Genomic DNA, 17,375 nt, shown 5'->3' with positions numbered 1-17,375 from the left:
AGCCCGGCTGCCCGCGCCGGTCGTTCACCGAGTGGATTCCACAGACTGATCCGAAACAACGCGGCGGCCGGTGCAGCTGTGGGGGTGCAACGGTGCCGACGGCCAGCAGTGGCGGCATCGGTCCGACGGCTCGTTGCGCAACCCGCAGTCCGGCCGCTGCCTGGACATCACCTCCGGCGGCACCGCCAACGGCACCAAGCTGCAGATCTGACTGCACTGGCCTGAACACCCGGAAGTGGAACATCCCCGCGTAGCAACCTGTCGCGTCCTCCCCACGCAGGACGACCAGGACCGGCGGCCCCGCTCCCGACCGCAGTTCCACGGAAGCGGGGCCGCCGTGCGGCAGGGACGCGACGCCCGGGGCGTGCACTGTCCCTCAACGCGCCCGACCTTCGACGTAGGGGCGGAGCTTGGCGTTCACTTCGGCGTAATCGATGTCCTGGGCGATGGTGACGGGGGGCTTCTCGCCTTCGTAGTAACGGATTTCCGGCGGGCAGCCGGAGTCCCCGTCGACCGTGAATCGGGTGACCGGTTCGGAGGTCTTCGCCTCATACAGCAGATACGTGGCGCGCGACGTCGTCAGCATCACCGGAACACCGCCGACATACCGGCAGTTGTCCACCGTCTCACCGGTGTCCTGCTCGTATGCGCACAACACCGGCGCCGAGGTGAGGCGATCTGTGCGAGGTCCAGCCTTCCAATGGGACGGCAGATGACCGTCCACGAGGGAGTCGTCCGTCGCGATCACATGCGGTCCCCGGCCCGCGTAGGAACGTGCCTGATCGGTGAAGTCCGTGGGGTATCTTCCTCCCCCGGATGCGGGAGAGGCGGGGCACGGGTCGTCAGGCAGCGACGGCGGGTCCGATTCGAAGGCCCGGCCATCCGCGAGGAGAAGGGCCATGGCCGCTGCGGGAACGATGACCAGAGGAGCAAGAAGCGCTGGTCGTATCCTCACCATCGGCAGCCCTCTCCGCAGCTCATCAGAACACGGGCGCACCGTGCCCGCTGCCTGACCTCCCCGGCCGCGGCACTGCGGCCCGCCACCGCAGCCGCCATCGGACGCTCAGGAGGCAGGACTGCTCCAGGCTACGGGCATCCTCCGGCGGGACGAACTCGGTGGCAACCGTGCCCGCCCGCGTGACCTGGACTCGGGCGGCGCCCCTGTCCGGGGAGGCACGTACGAGGGGTCAGCCGCAGAGTTCCGGCCGGCTCGCGAACCCGAAGCGGGGCAGCGTCTCCGCTGAGCAGCCGGTCAACACGCTTGTGACCATGATCGCCGAAGACACCCCACGTGTACGGCTTGCGAATCCCGAGTGATCGTTTCAGAGAGGCGTACGAGCCGCCCACGGCGTGCCTAGGCCGTTTCGTCTGGATCAGTCGGTCGTTGGTCCGGGTGCGCCGTTGACTGATGCGCAGTGGGCGCGGATCGAGCCGTTGCTCCCGGACCGGACGCCGAAGCGGGGTGGCCGCTGGCGGGACCATCGTGAGGTGATCGACGCGATCGCCTTCAACTTCCAGACCGGAACGCAGCGGGTGCACCTGCCGGAGAAGTACGGCAACTGGCGAGGCGTCTACAACCGGCTGCGGATGTGGGCCGTCGACGGCACCTGGGAGCGGGTGTTCACCGCCCTGGTGGCCCAGGCCGACGCGGACGAAGACGTCGGCTGGGCCGTGTCCGTGGACTCCACCATCGTGCGCGCTCACCAGCACGCGGCCGGGGCCCGCAAAAAGGGGCCCCGGCCGGCGAACCGGACGACCACGCCATCGGCCGGTCCCGCGGCGGACTGACCACGAAGATCCACCTCGCTGCCGACGACCGCTGCCGACCGCCGGCCTTCCGCCTCACCGCAGGACAGGCCGGTGACGCACCCGCCTTCACCGACGTCATGGCCCGCCTGCGTGTTCCCCGTCCCTTGGGACGGCCCCGCACCAGGCCGGAGGTGGTCCTGGCCGACAAGGCGTACTCCTCCCGCGAGATCCGCGACCACCTGCGCAGACGCGGCATCCGCGCGGTGATCCCGGAGCGGGCCGACCAGCAGGCCAACAGGCGGCGGCGCGGACCGGCCGGTGGCAGACCGCCCACCTTCGACCGCGAGGCATACAAGCAACGCAACACCGTCGAGCGGTGCATCGATCGCTTGAAGCAGTGGCGCGGCATTGCCACCCGCTACGAGAAGACCGCCACCGTCTACCTCGCCGGACTTCACATCGCGGGCATCTTCCTTCGGTCCGCCCGACAGCCCGGGCTCGGCCGACGACCTGCGTGGTGTTCAGTGGCCTATGCTGTCCAGTTCGGCCACATCCTCGTCTGAGAGGGAGAGGCCGGCGCCTGCGATGTTCTCGCGCAGGTGAGCGGTGGAGGAAGTACCGGGGATGAGCAGGATGTTCGGCGAGCGCTGCATCAGCCATGCTAGCGCGACCGACATAGGCGTCGCCTCCAGTCGGTTCGCGACCTGTGAGAGGGCCTCGGACTGTAGCGGCGTGAAGCCTCCCAGGGGGAAGAACGGCACGTAGGCGATGCCATCGGCGGCGAGGTGATCTACGAGGTCGTCGTCGTGGCGGTGGGCGAGGTTGTACATGTTCTGCACGCACACGATCGGGGCAATGCTGCGGGCCTCAGCGACCTGCTCCCCGGTGACATTGCTGACGCCGAGGTGGCGGATCAGTCCCTCTTGCTGGAGGTCCACGAGCGTCTCGAATGCTTCGGCGATCGAGCCGGGCTGGGGGCCCTGAGCGTCGCCCATGCGCATGTTGACCAGGTCGAGGGTATCGACGCCGAGGGATCCGAGATTCTCATGGACCTGCTTGCGCAGGTCCTCGGGACGCCGGGCCGTGGGCCAGCCGCCCTGCGCGTCGCGCGTCGCACCCACCTTGGTGGCGATGAACAGCGGCTCTGGGTAAGGATGCAGCGCTTCACGGATCAGCTCATTCGTGAAGCGTGGTCCGTAGGCGTCGCTGGTGTCGATGTGGGTGATCCCGAGGCTGACCGCCTCGCGCAGCACGGCCAAAGCACCGTCGTGATCGGCGGGCGGCCCCATGACCCACGGGCCGGCGAGCTGCATCGTGCCGTAGCCGAACCGGGTGACGGACGAGTCACCCAGAGTCCAGGTTCCGCCGGGAAGAGGTGCGGAGGGTGTGTTCATCGTGGTGCCTTTCACTTCATGCCAGGGGTGGTGTCTCCAGCTCCCTTGCACCAGTGTTGGAGAGGAACTTCCTGCCGGGAAGTAGGCACTCTGAAGTGCGTAACAGCCCAGAAGGTGAGAGGCGAGATCAGTGACGACGAAGGCCGACAAGAAGGCGCAGGCCAAGGCGGAGTACAACGCGTTCCTGGCGGTGTGCCCCAGCCGTCAGCTCCTCGACCGGATCTCGGACAAGTGGGTCGTCCTGATCCTGTGTGCACTGGGCGGTGACACACCCGAACAGTCCGGCGCATCGCACGCCCCGAAGGCGATGCGTTACTCCGAGCTGGCCCGGCTACTGGCTGGCGTCAGCCAGAAGATGTTGACTCAGACCCTACGGGCTCTCGAACGCGACGGCTTGCTCGTCCGCACCGTGAAACCCACGGTCCCTGTCACCGTCACCTACGAGCTGACCGACCTCGGCCTCTCACTCCATCACCTGACACGCGGGCTCAGGCAGTGGGCCCAGACCCACATGGAACAAGTCCTCGCCCATCGCGAGAACCACGACGCACGAGCTTCCTAGCATGGCAGCGTTCTCGTCTCTGCTACCGACCTGACCATGAGTGTGGTGCAGCGGACGCGGCCCGAGTCGAGCCCGCATGTGCCGATCGCGCGCCACGACCGCGCCCAAGACCGGAAGAACGAGGGGGTGATCCAAACAAAACGGCCTAGGCCGGACGCCGGCCTCGGTCCAGCCCCGCGGCCGGTGCTACGCGGTCACCACAGGGTGGTGTGGGCGGTCACCCGCGACACGAACGCCAGTAGGTCGGAGAGTCTCTGGTGCTGAGTCGTGGCGCCCTCCGTGGCCACGAACCCCGGCAGGACACACACCACACGCACTCCGTGCGCACCCACCTCGGTGGCCAATTCGCGGCTGTAGACGTTGAGCGCCGCCTTGGCGGCGGAGCAGGACACTTGCCCGCCCGGCGCCGGGCGGCTCGCGATCGAGGAGACGTGCACCACGACACCGGAGCCCCGCTCGACCATGCCCGGCACCAGGATCCGCCAGACGCACCGCGCTGAGGAGGTTCAGCTCCAGGTCCGCGTGCCAGGATTCGTCCGGCCGGTCCAGGGCCGGCCCCGGGGCGCTGCCCGCGCCCGCGTTGTTCACGAGCACGTCCACTCCGCCCCCCGGTCGATGACCTGGCGGCCTATTTCGCCGCTTCGGCGAGATCTGCGATGCCGCGCTCAACGCCTTCTCCCGCGGCCTGGCCGAGACAGTGGCGGAATCGGGGGTTCGGGTCAATGTCGTCACCCCGGCCGGCACGCGAACCTCCGCGTGGACGAGCGAGGACGGCGTCGGTGCCGAACTGGCCGCGCACATGGGGCTGGAGCAGGACCAGCTGTCGGCGATGCTGCCTCAGCAAGCCGAGATGGTGACCGGTGCACTGATCGACCCGGCCGAGATCGCTCGCGCGGTGCTGCTGCTGGCGTCTCCGACAATGCCGAGTGCGGTCGGCTCCAACTGGGTGGTAGACGGTGGCGCTGAAGACTCCATGACCAGCTCCCGTACGACGCAGGTCGAGCCGGGCTGTTTACCGCGCGGGGCTGATGCCGACGGCCCCTTGAGCGCCAGAGCGGGACGCGGATTCGCTCTTTCCCGGTCACGCCGGTGCGGGGTAGGGATCTCGTCGCACTGCCCGGCAGAGTCCAGCAGTGGCAACGCGACCGCCACGGGCGCTCCTCCGACCGCATCACCGTCGAAAACGCCGCCCTCGCCGACCACAAACGCGGGAAGCAACAACCGCGCCGGACCCACCGCCGCAACCGGCCGCCCGGCACTCACCGCGCCATCGCCAGCCTCGTTCTCCCAAGCGACCGTGCTGGTCGCAACCGTAGACGAGTGGCTGCGACCAGCACGGTCGATAACAGGTCCCGGTCCGCCCTCAGCACTGGTCAGCGGAGTCAGAGTCCGTCGTGCGTGCTTTCGGCGCACCGGTTCAGGTGGCTACCGTGGGTGGAAGGTGGATCACCTGGTTCAGTCCGCCATCGACCATGATGGATGCGCCGTTGACGTAGCTGGCCTCAGAGCTTGCCAGAAAGGCCACAACGGCGGCGAACTCCTCGGGTGTTCCCATGCGGCGCATGGGAATGTGCGACGAGTAGGCATCCACGGCACCGGGTACGTCACCCATGAATCCGGTCATGCCGGTCGGGTAGATCACGCCCGGGTGCACGGTGTTGGCACGGATGCCCTGCGCGCCGTATTCGATCGCGATGCTGGCGGTCAGGCTCTCTGCGGCACTTTTGGCGGCACTGTAAGCGGGCTGGCCGTAATTTTTGTGCAGTGCGTTCGATGAGCCGATGTTCACGATGTTGCCCTGGGTCCGCTTCAGGTGCGGAATCGCAGCCCTGGCCGTGTAGAGGATCGAGCTCGCGTTGACGGCGAGGATGTCCTGCCAGGTCTGGGTGTCCAGTTCGGCGAGCAGGCCGATATCGCTAACGCCCGCGCAGTTCACGAGGACGTCCAGACGCTGGAACTCTTCGGCCGTTCCGTCGACCAGTTCGACGACCGCGGCCTCGTCTCGGACGTCCACCACCCGCGAAACGATCGTGCTGCCCTCGGGCGCCTGAGCAACCGTCCGGTCCAGCTTCTCCGCGTCCCGTCCGACGACTACTACCGCCGCACCTTCCTCGGCAAGTCGTAGGGCGATGGCGGCCCCCATACCGGAGCTGCCCCCGATCACCAGGGCGACGCGGTCCGTAAACCGATTGAATCCCATGTTTCATTTCCTTTTTCAAATGAATGCAATCAAGGCCCGGCCGCTGAAGGGGTAAAAGGCGGAGGGAGTCGGCCCCGAGCACGGGGTTCCCGTCCGCCGTCCAGCCGCCGCACAGTTCAATCCGGCGGAGCCAAGTGGTCACAGCATCAACCGCACTACTGAGGTTGAGCTCGTGAAGTCGTTGGGGCTGACGGCTCGTCGTCCGTGCGGTATCACCGGGGCGTGCGGTATCCACAAAGGAGGGGCTGACCGCCGAACGGCAGTGATCACGCGAGGAGTTACGGCTCATGGTGGCCGAGCGGTTCGCCCGTGGTGAGGCGAGCTCGGCGATCGCGAAGGACCTGCGGGTCGGGTCAGTGTCCGCTCGGTGCAGCGATGACGGCGGATGCGTCACTTCTTGTGGTCGCGTACGCGGCATGACTGTCGATCTTCTCGTGATGGTGGCTGAGATAGCCCGAATTCGCCCGGCCGGTGGGCAATTAGGGCGGACGGGCGCACGCGGGGCGGAGATCGGTGCCAGCCCGACCGCGTCGCACCGCTCCGCGACCGGCACACAGACGCAGAGGGAGATCTCGACCCTCGCCACTCCGGGACGACATCATGTCAGCAGTCGGCACGCTCGACGGCAGGCGCGGCGTGGACCGTGTTCCCCGCACGTTCGCCCTGTTGGGGCGTATCGCCCCCTGCGGACCACAGGCCTGGTCAGCGAAGGGGAGTAGACGCTGCACCAGGCCCGTGGGGTGGGGACGGGGGTCTTGGCCGCACGCCCGGTTCCGCCGGCGGAGGTGAAGGGCTGACGGCTGAGGAAGCTCACGGCCCACTCCACACAGCATGACTGCGTACGCCCCCCAAGTCAATACCGAACGTTCTCCATCACGTCTATCTTGGCATACCGGGGCAGAGGGTCGATGCTGAGGTGACCGCCGAGGAGTTGAATAGGTCAAAGGTGTGCTTATGAAGCATATTTTCCCCCTTAGATACGCTTAGGGAACGCGGCTGAGAAGCGACGTGTCACCGAGGATCGACGCGAGGAGTGGGGCCATGAAGACGATCGGGCTGATCGGTGGAATGAGCTGGGAGTCGACGGCGGAGTACTACCGGATCTTGAACGAGTGCACGCGCGACCGGCTCGGCGGCCTCCACTCGGCTCGATGCGTCATCTACTCGGTGGACTTCGCGGAGATCGAGCAGCTGCAGGTCCAGGGGCGCTGGGCGGAAGCCGGTGCGATCCTGGCCGAGGCCGCCCGGTCTCTGGAAGCGGCCGGTGCCGATCTGTTGCTCATCTGCACCAACACCATGCACAAGGTCGCCGACATGGTCGGGGCAGCGGTCTCCGTTCCGTTGCTGCACCTCGCGGACGCCACCGCGGACGCCGTGCGGGCTTCGGGGCTGCGCCGGGTCGGCCTGCTGGGTACGGCGTTCACGATGGAGCAGGACTTCTACCGAGGCCGACTCGAGCAGGCTGGTCTTGACGTCCGGGTCCCGGACGAAGACGGACGGGCGCTTGTGCATCGAGTGATCTACGAGGAGCTCTGCCTCGGGGTCGTGCGAGACGACTCGCGCGCCGCCTATCAAGAGGTGATCAAGGACCTGGTGGCCCAGGGTGCGGAAGGCGTCATTCTCGGCTGTACCGAAATCGAGCTTCTCATCGGCGCGCAGGACAGCCCCGTCCCGGTCTTTCCCACGGCGCGACTGCACGCCGAGGCGGCCGTGGCCGACGCTCTGGCAGCGTGTCCGCTGCCGGTGGCGAAGGACCACAGTGGGCCGCAGCGCCGATAGACGGCCTCGGGGAACATCGGTACAGCGGTTGGTGCTGAGATTGATCATGGTCACGGTGTGAGTGCGCCGACCCGGTTCTCGTACTCGCGGCGGGCCTTGCGCTGGGCCGGGACCGCGGGTACGCCCTGGGCGCCGTCGAGCGGCCGGCAGTGGGCGAGGAGCTTGCGGTGCACGGCGGGGACGGCGCTGACGCGCAGGGTGCGGCCCTGGCCGCGCCGTACGGTCATCCCCTGGTCGAGCGCGACCCGCTCGGCGGGCTCCAACTCGGCAGTGCGGAGGAAGTCGGCGACCTTGCCCGGCATGTCGAGCGTGACCGGCAGCTCCGGGGCGGGCCCGCCCTCCTGACTGGCGGTGTGGTCGGGCAGGAGGTCGGCGACGGCGGTCCGGATCGCGCCGCGGCTGACGCCGTGGTCGGCGAGCGAGGGCGGCGATGGAGCGGCCTTCCAGGTACGCGGTGCGCACGTCACCGGCCTTCGTGGCCGCGACGGCGGGACGGCGCCCGCCCTTCGCGCCCTTGGCCTCAGCGGCGCGCAGCCCGTCGTACGTCAGCTCGCGGTGGAGGTCGCGTTGGAGTTCGCCGGCGGCGGCGAGGGTCTGCACCGTGAACTTCACGGTGGACAGCAGCTCGCCGGTGCGCGGGCGGTGAGGTGCATGGCGGAGAACGCGCCGTCGTGGATGCGCAGGGCGAGCCGGTCGCGGTGCAGGACTTCGAGGACGTCGAGGATGTGCCGCATCGGACCTCGGGTGTCATCTGACCCTGTCGTCAGCCGTCATCGGATCCCATTGGATCGGAGCCGCCGTCAGGTCCCGGAATCACTGGGTTCATTGGACGTCAGCCGCGTCTGTCGTCATTCGATCGTTTGCCGGCACAGGGCCTATTTCCGGCGATGCCCGCGGGGGCTTGCAGCAGCGTTCGCTCAGTCCTCGGGCCTGGAGGCGAGGGTGATGAGGGCGGTGGCGATCTGGTCGAGGCGGGCAGGGGCGAGGGCGTAGAGAACGTAGTAGCCCTCGCGCTGGGTGGTGGTGAGTCCTGCCTGGGTGAGCTGATGGAGGTGGCGGGAGGTGACGGAGGGGGACAGGCCGAGGAGAGAGGCGAGTTCTTGCGTGGTGCGGCTCTGGGCGGCGAGGTGGGTGACGATCCGCAGGCGTGGGGCGGCGGCCAGAGCCCGGAGCGCGGTGAGAGTGTCTTCCTGACTGGCGGGGCGGGCGGTCGGGGCGGGCGCGAGGGGCAGAGCGGGGTAGGTGATCCGCAGGGGCCAGGGGGCGTCGCAGGTGACGCGGACGTGGGGCCAGACGTAGTGGCTGGCGGTGAACGTCACGGGGTGGTCGCGTGTGACGGAGATGTCGTGGTCGTGCGGACGGTCGAGGCGCAGGGTCCGGCGGCCGGGGTCCACGCGGATCCGGGGAGCGAGGGTGCGGAGCATCGGGAACAGGCCGTGGTGGGCGATCCGGGCGCCTGAGCGGGTGATCGACTCGTACAAGGAGGGCTCGATGCGCTCCCACTCCTGGGCGAAGGCGGCGTCCCAGTAGTCCTCCAGCACGGTGAGCGCGTCGTCGAGGACGGGGAGGGGGTCGGTGAGGATGCCCTCCAGGCGTGCCGCCCGGCTTGGGTCGCTGTTGCGGTACTCGGTGAGTACCGCGTCGCGGGTGGCGCGGTCGTCGACGAGGTCGTCGCCGGTGTGGCGGGTGGTGTCGACGAGCGTTCGGGCGAGTTCGGCGGCCAGCAGAGCGGGCGGCAGGCCCCGTACGGCCGCGAGCTGGTCCGCGAAGTCGGCGTCGTGATCACCGGTGCGGCTTTCGAAGAGGGCGGGGATGTAGTCGGCCACGACGAAGCCGTGGCCGCGCATACGCCGGCGCAGGGCGGCGGGCAGGCGGCGGCACCGCCTGACCCAGGGGACGTGCAGGGCGTGGTGGCCGGGGTCGGTGAGGACGTGCCAGGAGTGGACGGCTTCGAGCAGGGGGGAGACGGAGAAGGCTATGTCCTCCTCGGCCGTTTCGGCGAAGCGCAGGGTGATCACGATTGCAGGATTTCACAATCAGTTGATCGGAACCGGTTGTCCCGGTCAGGCTCAGGAGCGGATCGCGCGCCGTCCGGCCGCGGGTCGACTCCCCTCCGTTTCGAGCAAAGGCCGCAGGTGACTCCATGAGTACGCCCGAAGCGCCCTGGCAGACCGTACTGGACTCCGGCGGCTGCCCGTACACCGTCCACCAGCATGCCGCCGCGCACAGTGTCGCCGAGCGCCAAGCCCTGCCTTTCCCCTGGTCGCAGGCGGTGAAGACGCTCGCCTTCGCTACGTCGGACTTCCCGCTGTTGCTCGTGGTGCTGCGGGCGGAGGATCGGGTGGACTTCGCCCGTCTGGCGGCTCTTTCGGGCACTGGTCGTTCCCGGCTGCGCGCGGCGGACGCCGGCCTGCTCGCCGCGGAGGGCCTGGTGCCCGGTGGCGTGCCTCCGGTCAGCCACCGGCCCGGGGTGCCGTGCCTGATCGATGCCGCGGTCGCCAACCCAGGCCGGCCCGTCTACTGCGGTGCCGGATCGGCCGACCGCACCCTCCAGATCAACTCCGCCGACCTGGCCCGCCTCCCCCGCGCCCAGGTGGGCGCCCTCTCTCGGTAGCCGTCCCACCTGCGCGCCGGGCCCACCCCTCGTCACCGTTCACACCACCGCACCGCCCTTCGCCGGCTGCGCGGCACAGATCAGGAAGTCCCAGCTCATGGTGAAGACGGAAAGCCTTCTCGCGTTCGCCGCGCTGTCCCTCGTCGTGGTCGCGATCCCCGGCCCGAGCGTCCTGTTCGTCGTCGGCCGCGCCCTCGCGCACGGCCGCCGCACCGCGCTCGCCACCGTCCTGGGCAACCTCCTGGGCTGCTACGCCCTCGTCCTCGCCGTCGCACTCGGCGTCGGCGCCCTGGTCCAGAGCTCGACCACCGTGTTCACCGCCGTGAAGCTGGCCGGCGCCGTGTACCTCGTCTACCTCGGCGTCCAGGCGTACCGCCACCGTGGCCGGCTGCGCGCCGATCTGACGACCGGGGAGGGCGAACGGCGCGGTGATCTGCGCACCGTCCTGGACGGCCTGCTGGTGGGCGCCACGAACCCCAAGGGCCTGGTCTTCTTCGCCGCGGTCCTGCCACAGTTCGTGAACCACGACGCGGGGAACGTCCCGTTGCAGATGATGGTCCTTGGCCTGGTCCCGGCCGGGATCGGCCTGGTCTGCGACACCGTCTGGGGCCTGGGTGCCTCGGCGGCCCGAACCTGGTTCGCCGGCTCCGACCGGCGCCTGTCGATGATCGGCGGTGCGGGCGGCATCGCACTGATCGGCCTCGGGCTCGCCGTCGCCACCACCCGCCACTGACCCCGCTGCAACGTCCACCCCGCGCGTCCGGCGGTGCGAGCGCCCCGGCTCCGCCCGCAGCCGCCTGCCTGTCAGTCTCCAGTGCCGTCGTCTTCGTCCGGCTCCGGCGCGTCCGGGTCGCGCAGCGGGCGCAGGGCGCCGGCGGCCGGGGTCGAGGCGGTGAAGCTGTAGCGGCCGAGCAGGTTGAGGTTGCGGTGCTTGAGCGGGGTCAGGCGGGCGACATCCTCGTCCTGGATCTCGTGGCCTTCGGCGCGGAGCCGGCCGACGGCGGCGTCGATGTACTTCGTGGTCCACGGCACGATGGCGTTGAGGACCAGGCCGAGCGCGCCGAGCTGGTCCTCCATCCCGTCGCGGTACGCCTGGTGGATGGTGCCGCGCTTGCCGTGGCACACGACCCTCGCCGGCTTGTGGCGGGACTCCTGCACGGTGAGCTGCCGGTTCATCTGCCGCCGGTAGGTGTCGTCCATCGGGTCGGCCACGCGCAGCAGGTGCTCGGTCTTGGCGATCCGCCCGTACTCCGCGACCGCCGCCCCGAGCGGGGTCGGGCGGCCGTCGCGGCCGAACACGCGCAGCAGGTCGTAGGCGCGGACCTGGCTGGTGACCAGGGAGCCGGCGACCTTCAGCATGTCCGGCCAGTGCGTGATCACCTTGTTCAGGTTCACCCGGCTGCGGGCCAGGTCCTCCACCGCCCCGTAGCTGCCGGTGGCGACGCCGGGCATCGTGGCCCCCCAGAACCGCTGGTCGTCCAGGTCGCGGAACCGGGGGCTGAAGTTGTAGCCGAGGATCTTGAACAGGCCGAACGCCATGTCGGAGTACGAGGCGTTGTCGGTCGCCACCATCTCCGGCTTCACCCCGCCGTCGAGGTTCAGCAGGGCGTCCAGGAGGTGCAGGGAGTCGCGCGGGGTGCCGGGGACGACCATCTGTCCGATGCCCGCGGCCTGGTCGTTGACGGCGTTGAGCCAGGTGATGCCGCGCTTGAACCCGAAGTACTTCGGCGACGGGGCGGCGTTGACGGTGCGCACCGGCACCTGGAAGCGCAGCCCGCCCACGGAGGCGAGCAGCCCGTCGCCCCAGGAGCGCACGATCGGGATGCCGGCCTGGGCGGCGATGAGAGCTGCGTTCGCCGCGGCGATGGTGTCGGCGCGCAGGTAGTACGGGGTCGACGTGCACGAGCCGGGCGCGGGTCAGTGCCTCGTGGCCGGGGTTGACCACCGGGGCCAGGCCGATGTTGCACGCCTCGGACACCAGCAGCGCGACCACCGAGGTGGGCAGGTCCTTCATCCGGGTCGTGCCGTCGCCGAGGTGGGCAAAGGCGTCCAGGAACCCGGTCCAGGCGTTCACCTCGAACAGCAGGTCCGGCAGGTCGATCTTCGGGAGCATCCTCTCGACCCGCTGGCGCAGCCATCTTGGGCAACGGGTCGTGCGCCTGCGGCGTGAGCATCGCATTGGACCGGTGCGGCCGGCCGCCCGCCGCGGCATCGCCGCCTCCACCGCCCACCGCATCCTCGTCCGGCACCACCTGCCCGCGCTCGCCGCCTGCGACCGTGCCACCGGCGAACCCGTCCGCCGATTCGAACGCGCCCGGCCCGGCGAACCGGTCCACATCGACGTCAAGAAACTCGGCCGCATCCCCGACGGCGGCGGCCACAAGGTACTGGGCCGCGCGGCCGGCAGCCCGAACAAGGACCGCCGCAACGGCGCCGGATACGCCTACCTGCACACCGCGCCGGACGACCACTCGCGCTTGGCCCGCACCGAAGACCTGCCCTACGAGAAGGCCGCCGCCTGCGCGCCTTCCTGCGCCGGGCCACCGTCTGGTTCGCCGGCCAGGGCATCACCGTCGAACGCGTGCTGACCGACGACGCGTGGGCCCGCACCAAGAACACCCGGCGGGACACCTGCCGCCGGCTGGGCATCAGCCCGTGCTGGACCCGGCCCTGGCGGCCACAGACCAACGGCGAGGTCGAACGCTTCCACCGCACCCTGCCAGACAGCGTTTCCCGGCCGGCCGGACCGGTGGGAACTGCCACCGACCCCACACCGGAATCAGCGGCCACACCCCAGCCGGCCGCGTCACCCACCTGTCCGGTCAGCACACCTAGGACGTGCGCGTCGACGGATCGGGCCCACGGACTTGGTTTGCCCGGCGCCGGCCACTCCTGGTGAGCGAGCGGTGAGAGGTTTTTACATCAAACGTTTGACTGACGTCTTGCCCGCTTTTAGCCTCGCTCATACCGAATTCCTCGGTCCTGGGTACGGCACGGTCGACCGCCCGCTGAGGACGACACGAAAGACGAACGGAGGTGGCCGCCATGTCCACCGTGACAAGCCTCGGCGCCAAGCCCGTGGCAGCGCCCGGTTCGCTTCGAAAAGGTCTCCACCCCACCTGCCCGGAGCGAAGCACGCAGCGCATCACCTTGTGTGCGCCGGCTCGGCCGAAGTCGGTCGGGTGTCTGAGGAAGCGCGCGTCGATGATTTTCTCCGGCTGGATGCTCGGCCCGCAGGAGACGCAGGCAGCCGAATTGGTCATAAGCGAGCTCCTCACCAACGCGGTGGAACACGGGCACGGCGAGATGACCCTTGCCGTAGCTCGAACCGGATCAGCTCTCGAGATCACGGTCGCCGACCACGGCCCGGCCGCGCGATCCACCAGCTTCAGTGATCCCGACGAACACGGCCGCGGCCTGGCCATCGTCGCCGCCCTCGCGCAGGACCTGTCCATCGACAAGACGGCTGGGGGATGGCGCGCCCTGGCCCGCTTGACCCTCCGGTCGCCGATGTCCGATCCCGCAGCGTGAGATGCCGACCGCGGGACCCGAGCATGTCCTTCCGCGGGACGGTTGTGCCATGGGGACGTTCCGTCACTCGCTCGGAAGAGGCGCTGGACGGACCGTCAGACCCGTCGGCGACGGACCGACCAGCGCTCTGGCGTCAGCAGGCCCCAGGCAGAGAGTGCGACGAGGACTTGGCCGCTGCGGAGCCGGTTCGGGATGCCCGATGCCGGCACCCGTGGCACGCTCTCCGCAGGACCGGGAATGTCGTGGGAGGCTGCCCTCATCGCTTCATTCCACCTCGTGTCGAGTTGCCCCACTGACAAGGGCAGCAGGCGCCGTAGGTCAGAACCAGCCCGTGCACTCGATGCTGCCGCCGCGGCCGTTCGTTCCGCAGGCGCGCATCACGAGGCCGGCGTCGTTCCATTGGGTGGTGTGCGCGTCATTGCCCGAGGTGACGGTGGTGTAGCCCAGCATCGAGTCCCAGGTGTTCCCTCCGTCGGCACTGCGGTCCACCCAGATCTCGTCGCCGACCGTGCCTCCGATGATGCGGCCCCACGCGCACTGGGTGGTGCTGTTGTAACGGAGTTCCACGGTACGGCCGAAGACAGTGGTCGACTTGGCCGTCCAGGCACCCGCGGAGTCGGGCTGAGTACCGTCGCCGCAGGACGTGTTGTTCTCCGCACCGGCCAGGGTCCCGCCGATCGGCGGGAAGTCACCGCAGGACGGTACGTCCTTGAGCAGCGCCGGCCCTTGGACGAAGAGATTGCTGATCCAGCTGTGGTAGTCCGGCAGGTAGGACCAGACGTTGTTCACCATGCCGTCGACCGTGGCCCGCTCGCCGACCCGCTGGCACAGCACCCGCACCTGTACGGAGATGCCGTTGCCGTTGGTGAAGTTGATCGCGCTGCCGGTGTGGGAGTCCTGCCGCAGATTGGGCTGACCCCAAGTCTTGTGGTACGAACCGCGGCCGTCCCAGGTCCAGACCATCGGCACGGCGTCGGCATGCGGACGGAACGCGCCCTGGTAGCGGTCCCAGCGGGCGCTGATGGTGTTGACCTGAATCTTCGCGCCGGATTCCGGCGCCTCGACCATCATTCCGTTGCCGAGGTAGAGCGCGACGTGCGTCGGCCCGAAGCCGTCACGGCCGAAGTACATGATGTCGCCGGGCAACAGCACGGCCGACCCCTGCGCCTTCAGCAGCTTGGTGTGCGCGTACCCAGGCGCCGCGAAGGTAGCCTGCGTCGTGCGCTCCGTGATGATGTCCCGGCCGGTCGCCTTGTACCAGGCCCAGCGCACCAGGCCGATGCAGTCGAAGCTCCAGTACGCCGGGTCCGCGGCGGTCTCCGGGTAGAGGGGCTCGTATATTCCCTGGCTGGGACCGGGCATCCCCTGCGCGTGACCACCACCCCAGGCGTACTGCTGCCCGACGTAACGGCACGCGACCTGGACGGCCGCCTGCGCCGCCTGGCTCGCACCTGACTGCAACGGCGCGCATCCCGTCGCGGCGGTCGCGGGAGCGGCCGAGGCGACCGGCAGGCCGAGACTCACCACCGTCACCAGTGCGGCCAGCAACAGCCGCACCCGGCGCCCCCAACGCCGCTCACCCCGCCCCGCGCCACCCGATCTCCACGATCTGCGCACTCTGTCCACGGCACTCCCCCTGGCCTCGATGGTCTCCCACGAACGTACGCACTCGCGCCGCCGAAGGGGCCCTGACACCTGTCAGGACCTGCCGCGCCCGCCCGCTCCGTAAGGTCCCCGGTCATCACCCCATCTCGCAGCGGAGAAAACACCATCCATGCGCACCAAGCTGAGGTGCGCCGCCGCGCTGGCCTTCGCCGGCATGACCGCGATCATCGTCGCTACGGGCACCGCACAGGCCAAGTCCGCTGACACCTGGGCAGGCTGCCCGTACGGCGCGGTCTGCATCTGCCCCCAGAACCAGAACCCGGCCGTGTCGCCGAGCCACGTCTACCGGACCTACGGCGCCCACAACCTCAGCAACCAGGTGGGCAACCACTGGGTACTGAACAACCAGTACGACGGCGCGGTGGTGGAGCTGTGCCTCAGTCACCACGCGAACGACTGCACGTCGTCGATCCCGGCCGGACACGGCGAATACCGCGACCTGGCGCCCATCGACTCGTTCCACCTGAGGCCGCACTGCGACTGAAGGGCATGCAACGAACTCAGCGTTTCCGCGACTCAGCACCATTCCTGCAAACAGGAGGCGAAATGCGCAAAGTCGTACTCGGCTTGTTCGTGGCACTGGCCGCCGTGCTCGCTGTGGCACGCCTGGCCGGCTCGAGGTTCCTGCCGGTGAGGCGGCGGGTCCGTCGTTGGTGAGACGAACCGGGCACGCCTTGTTCTCGCGGCACTCGAAGCCGGCGACGCCGCCTCACGAAGGCAGCTCGGTCCGGACGTGTGGATGCAGTCGACAGCGCGGCGCAGTTGCGGTACTTACGTCAGGCCACAGGTGACAGGGCGTGCAGTCACGTCGGCCTGGTGTCACCGGTCAGGGTGCCGCTGTGTCGCCGGTTGTCGGCGCTACTTGGCAGCGGTCTCCTCGCCTACCGGTTCCTCCTCCGGCATCATCCCCAGCTCCATGTCGCACGCGAGCTCGACCTCGCGCCGCAGCAACCGGAACCACATGAAGATCACGAACCCCACGAAGGCGAACCACTCGGCGGTGTAACCGAGATTCTGGAACGCCTTCAGATCCAGCCCGGTGTCCGGTGGCGCCGCGGCCGGCACGGCCTTCATCCCCGAGTCGCTCCGCGTCAGCGTCACCCACGCATCGGAAACCTCGTAGGGGACCAGGTTCACCAGCGACGCCGCGCTGATCGCCCCGGTCTGCCCGGACGGCAACCCGCCCTGCGCGCTGACCCCGTTGTCGCCCGGCGTCTCCGACGCCTGCAGCGCCCCGGTCACCGTGACCTCGCCCCGCGGCGCGGCGGGCGCCTCGGACGCGTCGGCGGCCCCGGGCAGCCACCCGCGCACCACCGGCAGCGCCTCGCCCGAGTCGGTGCGCAACAGCGTGAGCACGTAGAAGCCCTGCCTGCCGTCCAGCTCCCGGCCCGGCACCAGCAACTGCTTTCCGTAGCGCCCGGTCGCGGTGACCTGCTTGCCGAACGTCGCCTTGGTCACCGGCAGCATCTCCGCCAGCGGCCGCGGCGCCTCGCGCGCGGCGTCGGAGACCTGCTCGGTCGCCGTGCGATGGCCCTGCACGCGGTCCTCGAACCGGCCCAGCTGCCAGGACCCCAAGAAGACGCAGAAAGGGATCGACAGCACTACGAAGAGGTTGATCCCCCACCATCGGGGCGTCAGCAGAAACCGGTACACACACCCCCCACGGTACGGGGCTGCCGGCCCGCCCCGGCCCGCGGGGTGGGCAACGGCCGGCGAGTACTCCGAACGCGGGGTGACCACGAAAGCCGCACGTGGCACCCTCGGAGGGCCTGGTGGCCAAGAGCCAAGCCGAGCGCGCCGAACAGGGCAGGTCCGCCTCCTACCGGGCCCCGGGGGGGGGCCCCCCCCCCCCCCCCCCGGGGGCGCGGCCCCCCCCCGCGC

Annotated in this window: 17 protein-coding genes and 3 pseudogenes; 10 read left to right on the top strand and 10 right to left on the bottom strand. The window is 69.4% G+C overall.

Features of this window, described 5'->3' with window-relative positions:
- Positions 1-70 precede the first annotated feature (70 nt).
- Complete coding sequence (locus tag ACF1DX_RS36980; RefSeq protein WP_391795536.1) at positions 71-211, top strand: RICIN domain-containing protein; 141 nt, start codon at positions 71-73, stop codon at positions 209-211.
- 165 nt (positions 212-376) lie between these two features.
- Here ACF1DX_RS36980 and ACF1DX_RS36975 read toward each other — a convergent pair whose 3' ends face one another.
- Complete coding sequence (locus ACF1DX_RS36975; RefSeq protein WP_391795535.1) at positions 377-748, bottom strand: hypothetical protein; 372 nt, start codon at positions 746-748, stop codon at positions 377-379.
- A 620-nt stretch (positions 749-1,368) separates the two neighbouring features.
- Between ACF1DX_RS36975 and ACF1DX_RS36970 the strand changes: the two genes are divergently transcribed.
- Positions 1,369-2,312, top strand: a protein-coding gene (locus tag ACF1DX_RS36970) for an IS5 family transposase (RefSeq protein WP_391795581.1) whose coding sequence is annotated in 2 segments (ribosomal slippage) — positions 1,369-1,735 and positions 1,735-2,312 — 945 coding nt in all. Because the reading frame shifts where the segments join, the coding sequence is not laid out codon by codon here.
- Here ACF1DX_RS36970 and ACF1DX_RS36965 read toward each other — a convergent pair.
- Complete coding sequence (locus tag ACF1DX_RS36965) at positions 2,271-3,143, bottom strand: aldo/keto reductase family oxidoreductase (protein WP_391795534.1); 873 nt, start codon at positions 3,141-3,143, stop codon at positions 2,271-2,273. The two genes, ACF1DX_RS36970 and ACF1DX_RS36965, sit on opposite strands and share 42 nt — an antisense overlap.
- Positions 3,144-3,273: 130 nt before the next feature.
- On the opposite strand from ACF1DX_RS36965, the gene ACF1DX_RS36960 reads away from it, so the two are divergent.
- The gene (locus tag ACF1DX_RS36960; RefSeq protein WP_391795533.1) at positions 3,274-3,705 is read left to right on the top strand and encodes a winged helix-turn-helix transcriptional regulator; all 432 of its coding nucleotides are present in this window, start codon (positions 3,274-3,276) and stop codon (positions 3,703-3,705) included.
- Between the two features lie 194 nt (positions 3,706-3,899).
- Here the strand turns inward: ACF1DX_RS36960 and ACF1DX_RS36955 are convergent, their stop codons facing one another.
- The gene (locus ACF1DX_RS36955; RefSeq protein WP_391795532.1) at positions 3,900-4,169 is read right to left on the bottom strand and encodes an SDR family NAD(P)-dependent oxidoreductase; all 270 of its coding nucleotides are present in this window, start codon (positions 4,167-4,169) and stop codon (positions 3,900-3,902) included.
- Positions 4,170-4,402: 233 nt separating this feature from the next.
- On the opposite strand from ACF1DX_RS36955, the pseudogene ACF1DX_RS36950 reads away from it, so the two are divergent.
- A pseudogene (locus tag ACF1DX_RS36950) lies at positions 4,403-4,609 on the top strand (3-oxoacyl-ACP reductase); the annotation flags it as partial.
- Between the two features lie 513 nt (positions 4,610-5,122).
- Here the strand turns inward: ACF1DX_RS36950 and ACF1DX_RS36945 are convergent.
- The gene (locus ACF1DX_RS36945; RefSeq protein ID WP_391795531.1) at positions 5,123-5,905 is read right to left on the bottom strand and encodes an SDR family NAD(P)-dependent oxidoreductase; all 783 of its coding nucleotides are present in this window, start codon (positions 5,903-5,905) and stop codon (positions 5,123-5,125) included.
- A gap of 1,041 nt (positions 5,906-6,946) precedes the next feature.
- On the opposite strand from ACF1DX_RS36945, the gene ACF1DX_RS36940 reads away from it, so the two are divergent.
- Entirely contained in the window at positions 6,947-7,684 is a 738-nt protein-coding gene (locus ACF1DX_RS36940; protein ID WP_391795530.1) for an aspartate/glutamate racemase family protein, read from the top strand.
- Between the two features lie 50 nt (positions 7,685-7,734).
- Here ACF1DX_RS36940 and ACF1DX_RS36935 read toward each other — a convergent pair whose 3' ends face one another.
- The 3 genes from ACF1DX_RS36935 to ACF1DX_RS36925 form a co-directional block, all read right to left on the bottom strand.
- The gene (locus tag ACF1DX_RS36935; RefSeq protein ID WP_391795529.1) at positions 7,735-8,151 is read right to left on the bottom strand and encodes a resolvase; all 417 of its coding nucleotides are present in this window, start codon (positions 8,149-8,151) and stop codon (positions 7,735-7,737) included.
- A 141-nt stretch (positions 8,152-8,292) separates the two neighbouring features.
- Complete coding sequence (locus ACF1DX_RS36930) at positions 8,293-8,418, bottom strand: hypothetical protein (protein ID WP_391795528.1); 126 nt, start codon at positions 8,416-8,418, stop codon at positions 8,293-8,295.
- 183 nt (positions 8,419-8,601) lie between these two features.
- Positions 8,602-9,702, bottom strand: a complete 1,101-nt coding sequence (locus ACF1DX_RS36925; protein WP_391795527.1) for a DUF5937 family protein — start codon at positions 9,700-9,702, stop codon at positions 8,602-8,604.
- 125 nt (positions 9,703-9,827) lie between these two features.
- Here ACF1DX_RS36925 and ACF1DX_RS36920 point away from each other — a divergent pair, with 125 nt between their 5' ends.
- Together ACF1DX_RS36920 and ACF1DX_RS36915 are read left to right on the top strand one after the other, a co-directional pair.
- Positions 9,828-10,298, top strand: coding sequence for an aminoacyl-tRNA deacylase (locus ACF1DX_RS36920; RefSeq protein ID WP_391795526.1), 471 nt, complete (start codon positions 9,828-9,830; stop codon positions 10,296-10,298).
- 97 nt (positions 10,299-10,395) lie between these two features.
- Entirely contained in the window at positions 10,396-11,031 is a 636-nt protein-coding gene (locus ACF1DX_RS36915) for a LysE family translocator (protein WP_391795525.1), read from the top strand.
- 71 nt (positions 11,032-11,102) lie between these two features.
- Here the strand turns inward: ACF1DX_RS36915 and ACF1DX_RS36910 are convergent.
- A pseudogene (locus ACF1DX_RS36910) lies at positions 11,103-12,432 on the bottom strand (transposase); the annotation flags it as partial.
- Between ACF1DX_RS36910 and ACF1DX_RS36905 the strand changes: the two are divergent.
- Positions 12,332-13,133: pseudogene (locus ACF1DX_RS36905) on the top strand (DDE-type integrase/transposase/recombinase); the annotation flags it as partial. The pseudogenes ACF1DX_RS36910 and ACF1DX_RS36905 sit on opposite strands and share 101 nt — an antisense overlap.
- Positions 13,134-13,343: 210 nt before the next feature.
- The gene (locus ACF1DX_RS36900; protein WP_391795524.1) at positions 13,344-13,829 is read left to right on the top strand and encodes an ATP-binding protein; all 486 of its coding nucleotides are present in this window, start codon (positions 13,344-13,346) and stop codon (positions 13,827-13,829) included.
- Positions 13,830-14,147: 318 nt separating this feature from the next.
- Here the strand turns inward: ACF1DX_RS36900 and ACF1DX_RS36895 are convergent, their stop codons facing one another.
- Positions 14,148-15,386: an NlpC/P60 family protein gene (locus ACF1DX_RS36895; RefSeq protein ID WP_391795523.1), complete on the bottom strand. Its 1,239-nt coding sequence runs from the start codon at positions 15,384-15,386 to the stop codon at positions 14,148-14,150.
- Positions 15,387-15,603: 217 nt separating this feature from the next.
- On the opposite strand from ACF1DX_RS36895, the gene ACF1DX_RS36890 reads away from it, so the two are divergent.
- Positions 15,604-15,978 carry a hypothetical protein gene (locus ACF1DX_RS36890; protein WP_391795522.1) on the top strand — a complete coding sequence of 125 codons (375 nt, stop codon included), beginning with the start codon at positions 15,604-15,606 and terminating at the stop codon, positions 15,976-15,978.
- 374 nt (positions 15,979-16,352) lie between these two features.
- Here the strand turns inward: ACF1DX_RS36890 and ACF1DX_RS36885 are convergent, their stop codons facing one another.
- Complete coding sequence (locus ACF1DX_RS36885) at positions 16,353-17,147, bottom strand: SURF1 family protein (protein ID WP_391795521.1); 795 nt, start codon at positions 17,145-17,147, stop codon at positions 16,353-16,355.
- Positions 17,148-17,375: the final 228 nt, after the last annotated feature.

Source organism: Streptomyces sp. NPDC014676, from assembly GCF_043084105.1.
Classification (GTDB): domain Bacteria; phylum Actinomycetota; class Actinomycetes; order Streptomycetales; family Streptomycetaceae; genus Streptomyces.
This window is presented reverse-complemented; position numbering and strand designations above follow the sequence as displayed.

What these genes read in the sequence shown, in the direction of transcription:
- ACF1DX_RS36965 (WP_391795534.1), bottom strand. Translation starts at nt 3,143, where the DNA reads ATGAACACACCCTCCGCACCTCTTCCCGGCGGAACCTGGACTCTGGGT.
- ACF1DX_RS36955 (WP_391795532.1), bottom strand. Translation starts at nt 4,169, where the DNA reads ATGGTCGAGCGGGGCTCCGGTGTCGTGGTGCACGTCTCCTCGATCGCG.
- ACF1DX_RS36945 (WP_391795531.1), bottom strand. Translation starts at nt 5,905, where the DNA reads ATGGGATTCAATCGGTTTACGGACCGCGTCGCCCTGGTGATCGGGGGC.
- ACF1DX_RS36940 (WP_391795530.1), top strand. Translation starts at nt 6,947, where the DNA reads ATGAAGACGATCGGGCTGATCGGTGGAATGAGCTGGGAGTCGACGGCG.
- ACF1DX_RS36930 (WP_391795528.1), bottom strand. Translation starts at nt 8,418, where the DNA reads ATGCGGCACATCCTCGACGTCCTCGAAGTCCTGCACCGCGACCGGCTC.
- ACF1DX_RS36920 (WP_391795526.1), top strand. Translation starts at nt 9,828, where the DNA reads ATGAGTACGCCCGAAGCGCCCTGGCAGACCGTACTGGACTCCGGCGGC.
- ACF1DX_RS36915 (WP_391795525.1), top strand. Translation starts at nt 10,396, where the DNA reads ATGGTGAAGACGGAAAGCCTTCTCGCGTTCGCCGCGCTGTCCCTCGTC.
- ACF1DX_RS36900 (WP_391795524.1), top strand. Translation starts at nt 13,344, where the DNA reads ATGTCCACCGTGACAAGCCTCGGCGCCAAGCCCGTGGCAGCGCCCGGT.
- ACF1DX_RS36890 (WP_391795522.1), top strand. Translation starts at nt 15,604, where the DNA reads ATGCGCACCAAGCTGAGGTGCGCCGCCGCGCTGGCCTTCGCCGGCATG.